Annotated in this window: 12 protein-coding genes and 1 riboswitch; of the genes, 7 read left to right on the top strand and 5 right to left on the bottom strand. The window is 63.8% G+C overall.

Going from position 1 to position 12,404, the window contains the following annotated elements:
- Positions 1-1,260, bottom strand: a 1,260-nt coding sequence (gene purD / locus RA20_RS09500) for a phosphoribosylamine--glycine ligase (protein WP_039127381.1), incomplete at its 3' end; no start/stop codon positions are given.
- A 74-nt stretch (positions 1,261-1,334) separates the two neighbouring features.
- Between purD and RA20_RS24620 the strand changes: the two genes are divergently transcribed.
- Both RA20_RS24620 and xseA read left to right on the top strand, forming a co-directional pair.
- Positions 1,335-1,928, top strand: coding sequence for a glycine-rich domain-containing protein (locus RA20_RS24620; RefSeq protein WP_052248917.1), 594 nt, complete (start codon positions 1,335-1,337; stop codon positions 1,926-1,928).
- An 87-nt stretch (positions 1,929-2,015) separates the two neighbouring features.
- The gene (xseA, locus tag RA20_RS09490; protein WP_039127364.1) at positions 2,016-3,518 is read left to right on the top strand and encodes an exodeoxyribonuclease VII large subunit; all 1,503 of its coding nucleotides are present in this window, start codon (positions 2,016-2,018) and stop codon (positions 3,516-3,518) included.
- Positions 3,519-3,572: 54 nt separating this feature from the next.
- Here the strand turns inward: xseA and RA20_RS09485 are convergent, their stop codons facing one another.
- Positions 3,573-3,968 carry a hypothetical protein gene (locus RA20_RS09485; protein ID WP_193748816.1) on the bottom strand — a complete coding sequence of 132 codons (396 nt, stop codon included), beginning with the start codon at positions 3,966-3,968 and terminating at the stop codon, positions 3,573-3,575.
- 162 nt (positions 3,969-4,130) lie between these two features.
- On the opposite strand from RA20_RS09485, the gene ftsY reads away from it, so the two are divergent.
- The 3 genes from ftsY to RA20_RS09470 all read left to right on the top strand — a co-directional run bounded on the left by ftsY (position 4,131) and on the right by RA20_RS09470 (position 6,952).
- Complete coding sequence (gene ftsY, locus RA20_RS09480; protein ID WP_039127371.1) at positions 4,131-5,324, top strand: signal recognition particle-docking protein FtsY; 1,194 nt, start codon at positions 4,131-4,133, stop codon at positions 5,322-5,324.
- Between the two features lie 84 nt (positions 5,325-5,408).
- A complete protein-coding gene (locus RA20_RS09475; protein ID WP_039127361.1) occupies positions 5,409-6,311 on the top strand; it encodes a DMT family transporter in 903 nt (300 codons plus the stop codon).
- Positions 6,312-6,340: 29 nt separating this feature from the next.
- Positions 6,341-6,952 carry an inner membrane-spanning protein YciB gene (locus tag RA20_RS09470; protein ID WP_039127358.1) on the top strand — a complete coding sequence of 204 codons (612 nt, stop codon included), beginning with the start codon at positions 6,341-6,343 and terminating at the stop codon, positions 6,950-6,952.
- A gap of 171 nt (positions 6,953-7,123) precedes the next feature.
- On the opposite strand, the gene RA20_RS09465 is transcribed toward RA20_RS09470, so the two are convergent.
- Positions 7,124-7,807 carry a glutathione S-transferase N-terminal domain-containing protein gene (locus tag RA20_RS09465; RefSeq protein WP_039127355.1) on the bottom strand — a complete coding sequence of 228 codons (684 nt, stop codon included), beginning with the start codon at positions 7,805-7,807 and terminating at the stop codon, positions 7,124-7,126.
- A 143-nt stretch (positions 7,808-7,950) separates the two neighbouring features.
- A riboswitch (SAM riboswitch) is annotated at positions 7,951-8,028 on the top strand.
- A gap of 60 nt (positions 8,029-8,088) precedes the next feature.
- Between RA20_RS09465 and metZ the strand changes: the two genes are divergently transcribed.
- The gene (metZ, locus tag RA20_RS09460) at positions 8,089-9,279 is read left to right on the top strand and encodes an O-succinylhomoserine sulfhydrylase (RefSeq protein WP_039127354.1); all 1,191 of its coding nucleotides are present in this window, start codon (positions 8,089-8,091) and stop codon (positions 9,277-9,279) included.
- A gap of 107 nt (positions 9,280-9,386) precedes the next feature.
- Here the strand turns inward: metZ and RA20_RS09455 are convergent, their stop codons facing one another.
- On the bottom strand, positions 9,387-10,637 hold the full coding sequence (locus RA20_RS09455) for a M24 family metallopeptidase (RefSeq protein ID WP_039127352.1): 1,251 nt from the start codon (positions 10,635-10,637) through the stop codon (positions 9,387-9,389).
- On the bottom strand, positions 10,634-11,422 hold the full coding sequence (locus tag RA20_RS09450) for a HalD/BesD family halogenase (RefSeq protein ID WP_039127350.1): 789 nt from the start codon (positions 11,420-11,422) through the stop codon (positions 10,634-10,636). The genes RA20_RS09455 and RA20_RS09450 overlap by 4 nt, the downstream gene beginning before the upstream one ends.
- 113 nt (positions 11,423-11,535) lie before the next feature.
- Between RA20_RS09450 and RA20_RS24615 the strand changes: the two genes are divergently transcribed.
- Positions 11,536-12,387, top strand: a complete 852-nt coding sequence (locus RA20_RS24615) for a LysR family transcriptional regulator (RefSeq protein ID WP_082017971.1) — start codon at positions 11,536-11,538, stop codon at positions 12,385-12,387.
- Positions 12,388-12,404 lie beyond the last annotated feature (17 nt).

Genomic DNA, 12,404 nt, shown 5'->3' with positions numbered 1-12,404 from the left:
CAGCGCGCGCCAGCCGATGTCGCGGCGGAAAAAGCCCTGCGGCCACGCCACACCGTCCACCATCGCATAAGCCCGGTCGCGGGCCTCCTGCAGGGTTTCGCCGCGCGCCGTCACGTTCAGCACCCGGCCGCCAACGGCCAGAACCTTGCCGTCCTCAGCCTTGGTGCCTGCGTGAAAGACCATGTTGCTGCTGTCCTCGGGAAGGGCATCCAGGCCTTTGATCTCAGACCCTTTTTCATAAGAACCGGGATAGCCCGCAGCCGCCATCACCACGGTGATCGCGTGATCATCGCCCCAGTTCACCTGTGCGTCCCCCAGCCGCCCTTCGGCAGCGGCATGCATCAGGTCCAGCGCCTGCGCACCGAGCCGCATCATCAGAACCTGGCACTCGGGATCGCCGAAACGCACGTTGTATTCCACCAGCCGGGGCTGGCCGTCCTGGATCATCAAACCGGCATAGAGCACGCCCTGATAAGGCATGCCGCGCTCGGCCATCACCTTCATGGTGGGTTTCACGATTTCTTCCATCGCGCGGGCTTCAACTTCGGCTGACAGCACCGGTGCGGGCGAATAGGCGCCCATGCCGCCGGTGTTGAGGCCGGTATCGCTTTCGCCGACCCGCTTGTGGTCCTGGGCAGTGCCGATCGACAGCACCTCCTCGCCATCCACCAGCACAAACAGCGACGCCTCTTCGCCTTCCATGAATTCCTCGATCACCACTTCGGCGCCGGCCCCCCCGAAGGCGCCGCCGAACATGTCGTCGATGGCCTCGATGGCTTCGGCTTCGGTCATCGCAATGATCACGCCCTTGCCGGCCGCCAGCCCGTCGGCCTTGACCACGGTCGGGGCGCCGTGCTGGCGCACATGGGCCTTGGCGGCCTCGGCATCGGTGAAATGGCCGTAGCCTGCGGTGGGGGCATTGGCCGCGTCGCAGATCTCCTTGGTGAAGCTTTTGGAAGCTTCCAGCTTGGCTGCCGCTTCCGAGGGTCCGAAGACCAGGAGACCTGCCTCGCGCAGCCTGTCGGCCACGCCTGCAGCCAGCGGCGCCTCAGGGCCGACGATCACGAAGTCGATGGCGTTTTCCTCGGCAAAGGCTGCGACGGCGCCGCCATCCTCAATATCAAGCGCCGCGCAATCGGCGATCTGCGCAATGCCGGCATTGCCCGGCGCCACGACCAGACGATCGCATTTGGGGTTCTGCATCACCGCCCAGGCTAAGCTGTGTTCACGCCCGCCGCTGCCAAGAATAAGGATGTTCACGTCGCTCTCCACTTGCTAAGCCTTGGGCGCGGTCTAGTGATTGAGGGCCGCACAAGCAAGAGACGCATTGTCATATGGGCAATTTGACCAACCCCAAGCTGTGGGCGCGGATCAGGGATTACCGGTTCCTGACGTTGCAAGACGGGACCACTTTCCACCGCTACGTCGAAAAGAAGACTGGCTGGAACCAGCGCGAAACAGCTGTCGCGATCAATGAGTACCTGAGGTTCGCGTATCTTTGCCTGATATCGCGGCAAGGGGCTGTGCCGTCTCCGGTCATCGACGAAGTCTGGCATCTGCATCTCGAGCTGACCGAAGACTACTGGGACCACTTTTGCCCGGAAGCGCTGGGGCGCAAGCTTCATCACATTCCGAAGCCTGTCAGACATCACAAAGACCCTGCCTATTTTGAGACACTCGCACTCTACGAGCGGGAATTCGGCGTGCCGGCGCCGGGAGACTACTGGCCCGCGAAACGGGAAAGAAAGCAGGACGCATTGTTTCTGCTGGCAATTCTCGGCTGTTTCATCGCTGCAGAGGTAACAGGGCTGGGGGTTTTCGTGGGCTTTGCAGTCTTCTTAATCTTTTTTGCGGCTTTTGCTCTCGGCCCGAGAGGAAAACTTGACCGTAACAGCAGCGGAGGCTGCGGCGGCTGCGGCGGCGATTGAGCCTTTCCGGGATTGGCCTTCGCATGGCGGCCAACTATGCTGCGCGCAAAACAAGACCCGCCGCGCGCCGCAGGAGAGCAGCCCCCGATGTCCGACCTTTTTGATGACCCGCAGCCTGGGCAGAACGCCCCCGAATTCACCGTCTCGGAAATCTCCGGCGAGGTGAAGCGCACGCTGGAGGGCACCTTTGGCCGCATCCGCGTCAAGGGCGAGGTGGGCCGGGTGTTCAAGGCGCGCTCCGGGCATCTTTACTACGACATCAAGGATGACCGCTCGGTGCTGGCCTGCACCACCTGGAAGGGGCAGATCAGCGGGCTGTCAGTGGTGCCCGAGGAAGGGCTGGAGGTGGTGGTGACCGGCCGGCTGACGGCTTTTGGCGCCCAGTCCAAATACAACATGAACGTGGATGAGGTAGCGGTTGCGGGGCAGGGCGCGCTGATGGCGCTCCTGGAAAAACGCAAGAAGCAGCTGGAGGCGGAAGGGCTGTTTGCGCCCGAGCGCAAGAAGCCGCTGCCCTATCTGCCGCAGATCATCGGCGTAGTGACCTCGCCTTCGGGGGCGGTGATCCGGGACATTCTGCACCGCTTGCGCGACCGCTTCCCGCGCAAGGTTCTGGTCTGGCCGGTGGCGGTGCAGGGTCAGAACTGCGCGCCCGAGGTGGCCCGCGCCATTGACGGTTTCAACCGGCTCACCCCCGGCGGCGCGCTGCCGCGCCCCGATCTGATCATCGTGGCCCGCGGCGGCGGCTCGATCGAGGATCTATGGGGGTTCAACGAGGAAATCGTCGCCCGGGCCGCTGCCGCTTCGCAGATTCCGCTGATTTCGGCCGTGGGGCATGAGACGGATACCACGCTGATCGACTTCACCTCCGACCGCCGGGCCCCGACACCGACCGCAGCGGCAGAGCTGGCGGTGCCGGTGCGGCTGGAACTGATGGCCTGGGCCGAGAACCAGGGCGCGCGGCTCACACGTGCGGCAGGCCAGGCGGTGCAGCTGCGCCGTCAGCGGCTGAACGATCTGTCGCGCGCGCTGCCCAAGCCCGACACGCTGCTGGAAACGCCGCGCCAGCGGCTCGACCGGATTTCCGACCGTCTGCCCAATGCGCTGATCCAGGGCGTGCAGCGCCGCCGCCTGCGCCTCAGCGAAACCGCGGCTTCCTTGCGCCCTGCGACCCTGCGCACGCTGGTGCAATCGCGCAGCGACCGGCTGAAGAACCTCTCCTCCCGCCTGACCCTGCGTCCGATCCAGCGCGAGGTGACAGCCCGGAAAGATGCACTCGCGCGGCTGGCACAGCGGCTCGATGCTGCACAGACCCAGCGCATCGACCGCAACCGCCAAAGCCTCGCCGCCGCAGGCCGCCAGCTGGAAATCCTCAGCTACAAGGCAACGCTGGAACGCGGCTACGCGGTGGTGCGGTCCGGAGAGGGGATACTCACAACAAAGACCGCCGCTGCTGCTGCAGGCCCGCTGCAGATCGAATTTGCCGATGGCATCTTGGATCTCGGTGCACCTGAAACCGTGCAGGAGGCAAAGAAATCTGCCCCTAAACCGCCGTCAGACACCGGCGGCAGCCAAGGCTCGCTGTTCTAGAGACGCGTTTCCGGCTTCTTTCTGGTCCTAAATACCCGCTGCGCGTCAGCAGCCTCAGACCCCAACGTCGGGGCCATAGCACAGCATCTCCTCGCCGATTTCCTCGGCTTCATACAATTCGGTGGCAGCCGGGTCGTTTTCGAAGCGTGCGGTCAGCCCGTCCGGTGTCAGCTCGAAGCTCCAGCACTGCGGGTCGTCGCGGTCCTGATACAGGAAACAGATCTGGCCTGCATCCTCGTACCAGCTGCCTTCCTGGCATTTGCCATCCAGGAAGGACCAGATCACCCGGCGCCCCGGCAGGTAGCGCTCGACTCCGTACATGGCGCCGCCAAAACCGTAAAACAGCGTGCGGCCTTGCGTGTAACGGTCGAACTGCTCGCCGTTGAGCGGCTCGCCCGCTGCCGCCGGGCCGGGCAGGGCCGTAAGTCCAAGAAGGAGAATCGTCAGCATCAGGCGCATGCAGCCATTGTGCCAGAGCGCCCGGCCTGTGGCCAAGCCTGAACGCGGCCTGCATTTTTTGCGGCGCTGATGGCGCCGGTGCTTTGCACTCGGGGCAAATCCGCATTAGGTGAGAGGCAAACCCCAGTGCCAACCTTCTGCGCGGAGACCAAGATGGCGTTTTTCTCAAAGCTCAAGGAGCGGCTGTTCAAATCCTCGTCGAAGCTCGAGAAGGGGCTCGACGCAATTGTCGAGGATGGCGCGGACGCGGAACCGCAAGCTGCTGCGGCGGAACCGCCCGCGGCTCCGGCGGCGCCGGAGCCCGTTGCCGAACCTGCGCCCGCACCGCAGGCTGAACCCGCCCCGGCACCCCAGCCTGCACCTGAACCGGTTCAGGAGGCTGCCCCTCAGCCCGCACCGCAGCCTGCGCCTGTGGCCAAGCCCGCGCCTGCCCCTCAGCCAGCCCCGGAGCCAGAGAAAAAGCCCGGCCTCCTCGGCCGCCTGATCGGCCGCGGCACCGCTGCCGAGCCGCGCCGGGCGCTGGATGACGATATGCTGGAGCAGCTGGAAGAGCTGCTGATCGCGGCGGACATGGGCGTGGACACGGCGCTGCGCGTGACCGCGAACCTGGCTGAGGGCCGCATGGGCAAGAAGGTCTCCAGCCGCGAGATCAAGGAACTGCTGGCGCAGGAAGTGGCCCGCATCATGGAACCGGTGGCCAAGCCGCTGCCGATTTATGCGAAACGCCCACAGGTGGTGCTGGTGGTGGGGGTCAACGGCTCCGGCAAGACCACGACCATCGGCAAGCTGGCCAGCCAGTTCAAAGGCGCCGGCAAGAAGGTGGTGATTGCCGCAGGCGACACCTTCCGCGCCGCTGCCGTCGAGCAGCTGCAGGTTTGGGGCGACCGCGCCGGCGTGCCGGTGCTGACCGCGCCGGAAGGTTCTGACCCAGCCTCGCTGGCCTTTGATGCGATGGCACGCGCCCAGGAAGAGGGCGCCGATCTTCTGATGATCGACACCGCAGGCCGGCTGCAGAACCGCGCCGACCTGATGGAGGAGCTTGCCAAGATCGTCCGGGTGATCCGCAAGAAGGACGAAACGGCCCCCCACAACACGCTTTTGGTGCTGGATGCCACCACCGGCCAGAACGCGCTGAGCCAGGTTGGCACCTTCCAGCAGCTGGCGGATGTCTCCGGCCTGGTTATGACCAAGCTTGATGGCACTGCCAAGGGCGGCGTGCTGGTGGCACTGGCCGACAAGTTCGGCCTGCCGATCCACGCCATCGGCGTCGGCGAGCAGATCGACGACCTCGCGCCCTTCGATCCGGAAGAGTTTGCCGCGGCCCTTACCGGCCTGGAAAAATCCTGATCTCTTCTTCTGGCTGAAAATATCCTCCGGGGGTCCGGGGGTGGAAAACCCCCGGCTCTGCCGGCCTGAGCAAAGGCCCCTGACGTGAGCGATTGGCTGATCTCCCTGGAAGGCACCGAGGCTGGACATCAGGCGGCGCTGTTCCTGGCCGTCTGGGCCGCCTTCCTGCACGCAGTCTTCGGGGCGCTGCAAAAGGGCCGCCACGATCCCTGGCTGTCTCGCGGGGCGATTGATTTCTCCTACTGCGTGATGGCGGCGCCCTTTGCTTTTTTTGTGGTGCCCTGGCCGGAGCCGCATATGTGGGTGATCTTTGCAGCCGCCTGGATCATCCATGTGTTTTACAAGCTGTTCCAGGCGATGGCCTATACCAAGGGCAGCTACACGGTGGTCTACCCGGTGGTGCGCGGCACCGGGCCGCTGTTCACCGTCATTGGTTCCTTCTTTCTGTTCGGCGAGGTGTTCACGCCGCTGCAATGGCTGGGGGTGGCGGTGCTGCTGGCCGGGATCTTTGGCCTGGCGGCCTATAACTACGTCTTTCTTGAGACCAACCGTGATACCTTTGGCGTGGCGCTGCTGTTTGCCTTCATCACCGGGTTGTTTGTAGCGGGCTACACCACATATGACGCCTATGGCATCCGCGCGACGGCAGATCCTTTCACCTTCCTGGCCTGGTTCTTCATGATCGACGGGCTGGTGTTCCCCTTCATTGCGCTGGCCCGCTGGCGGAGGATAGCGGAGCCGCCTGCGCCCGGGCCCTTGATGCTGAAGGGGTTCTTCGGCGGCCTCGTCGCCTTTGCCTCCTTTGGCGCCATCATGCTGGCCACGCGGCTCGACAAAGTGGGGGAGGCGGCGGTTCTGCGGGAAACCTCCACCGTTTTTGCCGCCCTCATTGGCTGGCTGGTGCTGAAGGAAACCGTCGGCCCGCGCCGCATTGCCCTGATGGCTTTGATCGCGCTGGGGGCCGTGATAGTGGAAATGGGCGGCTGAGACCGCGAGCAGAGAAGACCGGAGGCCCGATGGCGGTGAAGAAGATCAACCCGACCCTGAAGATGGTGCTGGAGTTTGGCCCCATCGTGCTGTTTTTCATCGGCTATCTGAAGCTGAAGGACGAGATTTTCCTGATCGGCGGCAGCGAATACAAGGGCTTCATTGTTATCACCGCCGCTTTCATCCCGCTGATGATCGCGTCGACCCTGGCGCTGTGGAAGCTGACCGGCCACCTGTCGAAAATGCAATTTGCCACCCTGGTGATGGTGGTGCTGTTCGGAGGCATGTCGGTCTGGTTCAACGACGACCGCTTCATCAAGATGAAGCCGACCATGCTCTATGTGCTGTTCGGCGGCCTCCTGGGGCTGGGGCTGTTGCGCGGGCAAAGCTGGCTCAAGGTGGTGATGGAAGAGGTGATGCCGCTTGAGCAGGAAGGCTGGATGATCCTGACGCGGCGGCTTTGTGCCTTCTTCTTTGGCCTGGCTGTGGCAAACGAGGTGATCTGGCGCACCCAGAGCACCGACATCTGGGTTTATTTCAAGACTTTCGGCCTGCCGGTGGCGATGTTTGCCTTCTTCATGTTCCAGGGACAGCTGTTCCAGAAATACGGTGTGGAAGAAGAGACCGGCCCGGCAGAGTAAGCCGCAGGCCTTTGCCGCAGCCGGCGGAGAGCTCCCGCGCCTTTGCCTCTCATCACAGATGAGAGAAAAAGCCTTGGGCCGCGCAGCCCGCCTGCGGCGTGCTGCACTCCCGCTTCTTTCTGGTCTTAAATACCCTGGCCGAAGGCACGGCGCCCGCGGCGCCGTATCCTCTCACTTGCCGAACAGCACCTGCTGCGCTTTGGTGTCCGAGCGGTCCGCACGCAGGTCCGCATGCAGCGCCCGGCCCGCGACGACACCGGGGCGGGACCACATCAGCTCCAGCCAGCGGGACAAATGCGGCTTATCCTCCAGTGTCTGCTGCTGGCCCTCCCACAGCGACGCCCAGGGCCAGATCGCCATATCGGCTATGGAATAGTCCGGCCCCGCCGCATATTCATTCTCTGCCAGCTGCCGGTCGAGCACGCCATAGAGCCGGGCCACCTCACCCCGGTAGCGGTCCTGGGCATAAGGCAGGTCTTCCGGTGCGTATTTCAGGAAATGATGCGCCTGGCCCGCCATCGGCCCGACGCCGCCCATCTGCCACATCAACCATTGATCCACCACCAGGCGCGCACGTTCGCTAGCGCCATAGAACTGCCCGGTTTTGCGGGCGAGGTACTGCAGGATGGCCCCGCTTTCGAACAGGGAGAGCGGTGTGCCGCCCGGCCCGTAAGGATCCGTGATTGCGGGCATCCGGTTGTTGGGCGAGATTTTCAGGAACTCCGGCGCAAACTGGTCGCCTTTGGTGATGTCGATCAGGGTCGCCTCATAGGGCAGGCCCATCTCCTCGAGCGCAATTGAGACTTTCCAGCCATTGGGGGTGGGCCAGTAGTAGAGCTGTACCTGGTCTTGCATCTGTTGCCTCCGCGCATATGCACGGCCAAGGGATCACAAAGGCGGGCCTGCAGGCAAGAGAGGCATCCGCACAATTCCCCGTGACCGGCCGGCAGGCATCCCGCAGCGGCTTGACCGAATCCCGATGCGGGCGTAAAGGCAATGAACCAGACCGTGGCGATTTGTAACCGGATTGCGGGCCACGTTAAACAAGCCGCTAAAGAGGTCAGGACGAGAAGGACTCCCTTTCGCTTGGCCGAACGGGAGTTTTTTTATGCGCCGCGGGCGCGAGGAGACCGAAGATGAGCGACAACTGGAGAAAGCGCACCAAGCTGGTCCATGGCGGCACCCGCCGCAGCCAGTACAACGAGGTGAGCGAGGCGATTTTCCTGACCCAGGGCTTTGTCTACGAGAATGCAGAGCAGGCTGAGGCCCGCTTTATTCAGACCGGCCCGGATGAGTTCATCTATGCCCGCTACGGCAACCCAACCGTGGCGATGTTCGAGCAGCGCATCGCGGCGCTGGAAGGGGCCGAGGACGCCTTTGCCACCGCCTCCGGCATGGCCGCCGTCAATGGCGCGCTGACCTCGCTGGTCAAGTCGGGCGACCATGTGGTTTCGGCCAAGGCGCTGTTCGGCTCCTGCCTCTACATCCTGGAAAACATCCTGGCCCGTTTCGGCGTTGAGGTGACCTTTGTTGACGGCACCGACCTGGAGCAGTGGCGCGCTGCGGTGCGCCCGGACACCAAGGCGGTGTTCTTTGAATCGATGTCGAACCCGACGCTGGAAGTGATCGACATCCAGGCGGTGTCGGAGATCGCCCATTCCGTTGGTGCCACCGTGGTGATCGACAATGTGTTCTCCACCCCGGTCTTCTCCAAGGCGATCGAGCAGGGCGCTGATGTGGTGATCTACTCCGCCACCAAGCACATTGACGGTCAGGGCCGGGCACTGGGCGGTGTGGTGCTGGGCACCAAGGACTTCATCCGCGGCACGCTGGAACCCTACATGAAGCACACCGGCGGCTCTTTGAGCCCGTTCAATGCCTGGGTGATGCTGAAGGGCATGGAGACCATGACGCTGCGCGTGAACGCGCAGGCCGAGAGCGCCCTGAAGATTTCTGAGACGCTGGAAGGCCACCCGGCGCTGGAGCAGCTGATCTACCCGGGTCTGCCGGGCCACGCGCAGAACGCACTGGTGCAGACCCAGCTGGACGGCAAGGGCGGCACCGTGTTTTCGCTGGACCTGAAGGGCGGCAAGGAGGCGGCGTTCAAATTCCTGAACGCGATGACCATCCCGGTGATTTCCAACAATCTGGGCGACGCCAAGTCCATTGCAACTCACCCGGCGACCACCACCCACCAGCGCCTCAGCGATGAGCAGAAGGATGAACTGGGCATCACCCCTGGCCTGGTGCGCTTCTCGGTTGGCCTGGAAGACGCCGACGACCTGATCGCCGACCTGACCGCGGCGCTGGAGGCCTCCCAGGCCTGAAGCCTTTCTCCGGAAAGCTGCTTCTTTCTGGCCGGAAATACCCTCGGGGGTGAATTGAGCCGCAGGCTCAAGAGGGGGCAGACAGCCCCCTCTCTCTTTTCATGAAATCACATTTCCCAGGGAAAACTGTCCAGCCGCACCGGCCCATCTGCGGTGACAAGCACCTGGGTTTCCAGCTTGACCGACTCGGAGCCTTTCTCGCCGATCAGGCTTTCGATGCAGATTACCATATTCTCCTCGAACCGGCCGCCATGGGCGCCGTCAAAGTCCACATGCAGCGGTACAACCGGCCATTCATCCGCCATGCCGACGCCGTGGGCCGCCAAGGAGTAGCGGTAGGGCTGATAGGGTTCCGGGATCTGCCAGCTCTTGGCGTTGAACTCGGCGAAACTCAGCCCCGGCTGCAGCAGCGCCAGATTGTGGTCGATCTGCTCGCGCGCCGCGGAATACAGCCGTTTCTGGGTGTCATTCATCGGCACATAGCCGCAGGTCCAGCTGCGTGACAGGTCAGCACAATAGCCGTAGGGCCCGATCATATCAGTATCGAACGAGATCATCTCGCCCTCGCGGCATTCGCGGGCGGAGCATTCCTTGTACCAGGGATTGGTGTTGGGGCCGCAGGTCAGGAGCTTGGTTTCCAGCCACTCGCCGCCCGAGCGCGCGTTCTCAAAGTGCAGATGCGCCCACAGCTCCTGTTCGGTCACGCCGGGCACAGAGTGCTCATAGATCCGCGCCATGCCGGCCTCGCAGACGCGGATGGTCCAGCGCATCAGCTCGATTTCATCCGCCGACTTAATGGCGCGAGCGGTTTCGGTGATCTGGCCGCCGTCCAGCACCTGGATGCCGTGCTCCGACAGGGCGTGCACCCCTTCGGGCTCCATCCGGTCGACGCCGAGGCGCATGTTGCCGCCGCCGTATTGCTTGACCAGTTCCGCGATCTCGGCGGCCCAGGGGGCGAGGCGCTCGGTGGCCTTGTCGCCGGCGCACATGAACATCCAGCCGATGGCGTTGCGGATCTCATCCACGCCGGGCAGGCCTTCGTTCAGATGCTCGCAGCCCTTGAATTCGAACATGATGCCGGGGCCGCCGTTCAGGATCAGCGCATAGCGGATCGGGTTGTGGGCGGTCCAGATCGACATGTTGGAGCAGTCAAAGGCATAGCGGATGTTGACCGGATCATAGAGCAAGAGGCCCGCCACATCCTGGCGCGCCATCTCATCGCGCAGCCGCTGCAGGCGGAAAGTGCGGGCGCGGTCCAGCACGTCCTGGCCCAGCGGCGACTTCAGCGGTTTGTCGGCACCTTCCGCGTTGAGGAAGGTGCGTTTGCGTTCGTCCTTGAATACAGCCAGCTCAGTCATGCTGCGCGCCCGTAGAAGCCGATCTGCTCTTCGGCAGAGAATACCACGCCGGGGCGGTCGTAGAAGGAGAACACCGCAATCACCCGGTGCCTGTCGCCTTTGACAGTGCCCACCCGGTGCGGCGAGTTCTTGCCGCGGAAGATGTTCAGGGTGCCGGGCGACAGGGTCACCGAGCGCATGTTGGGGTCCTTGCCGTTCAACAGCCGCTCGACACCGCCGTAGTTCGGATCGTCGTCGCTGCGCAGCTCGGGGCTGTAGATGAACTCGCCGCCCTGGTCCGGCGCCTGCAGCAGCATGGTGGTGGTGAATTCCGAGCGGTCGAAATGCCAGTTCAGCGCCTGCTCCTCGCCGTAGGACATCACGTTCACCCGGGCCAGCGGGTCCTGCATGATGAAAAGCTGTTCCTTGCCCATGGTGGCAGCAAGGAACGCGACAAAGGGCGGCCATTCGTAAAGCTGCAGAACGGGCGAGCCTGCAAACTGATCGGCGCAGAGCGTCAGGTTCGAGGTCTGGAACCGCTGCAGGGCAGGGTGGTCCGGGGCGAGGCCGTCGATGTCATCCTTGAAATAGATGTTGTGCTCGCGTTCGTGGCGGAAGCTTTCGGTTTCGAACTTGGGCTTCAGTGCATCTGCGGCGCCCTGGGCCACATCCGCTTTCATCAGCCCGTCCAGGCTGAACATGCCGTCTTCGGCCAGTTCCTTGCGGCAGCGGTCCACCAGCGCTTGCCATTCGGCGCTGCCGGGGCGGTCGAGGGGGTAGCGCTCCAGATCCAGTATGTCGTGCATTTTGTTGTCCTTGGTTTTGCCTCGGGTCTTCTCAAGGAACCTGCGCGCTGGGCGATGATCTGACCACTATAAAATATCTTGGCGAGCATAAGAAAATCTTGCAGTGTGCAGGTATGAAACTGCCCCCATTGAATGCCCTGCGTGCCTTTGAGTGCGCTGCCCGCACCGGGAGCTTCTCGGCTGCCGGGGCGGAGATGGGGGTAAGCTCGGCCGCCGTGTCGATGCAGGTGAAGAACCTGGAGGACTGGCTGGGGCTCAAACTGTTCACCCGCCGTGCCAATCAGGTGCGGCTGACCGATGCGGGGCGCGATTATTACCAGAAGGCGGCGATGGCGCTGGCAGAGATCGCCAGTTTCACCCAGGCGCTGACCGAAGGCGGCAAGCGGCGGCCGCTGGTGGTTTCGGCAACCCCTGCGCTGGCGCAGCTGTGGCTGCCGGAGAGGCTGAAAGCCTTTGCTGCGGCGCGCCCCGATGTGCCGGTGCAGCTCAGGATCGAGGATGACACCATCGAGCTGGAGGCGGCGGGGATCGATGCCCGGCTTTCCTATGGCGGCGAGCATCCGGATTACCGGACGCAGGAACTCTTCACCGATCATCTGGTGCCGGTGGGCAGCGACCCCGGGGCCGATCTGCAGACGGCGCCGCTGGTGGAGGTGAATTGGGGTGCGACCATTACCTCGGTTCCCGGCTGGCGGCAGTATTTTGTCCAGCACGGGATCCCTCGCAAGGATCCAGCGGCGGCTGTCGCGCCATCGGTGCCCTCCGCTGTGTCGCTGGTGCAGGCCGGGCTGGGGGTTGCCCTGCTGCCGGAACAGGTGGTTTCAGGTGAAACCGGGACCGGCCGTTTGCACCGGCTGAAAGGCCCGGCGCTGGAAATGCCGCGGCCCTATGTGCTGATCACGGCGCATTACAAGTCGCGCTCGCGTCGGCTGAGAGCGCTTGCAGAGGCGCTGGGGGTCCGTTAAGGGGCGATTCCTGCCGC

The organism is Leisingera sp. ANG-Vp (genome assembly GCF_000813725.1).
GTDB lineage: Bacteria > Pseudomonadota > Alphaproteobacteria > Rhodobacterales > Rhodobacteraceae > Leisingera.
The sequence above is the reverse complement of the archived record's forward strand: the minus strand, read 5'-3'. Positions and strand labels throughout refer to the sequence as shown.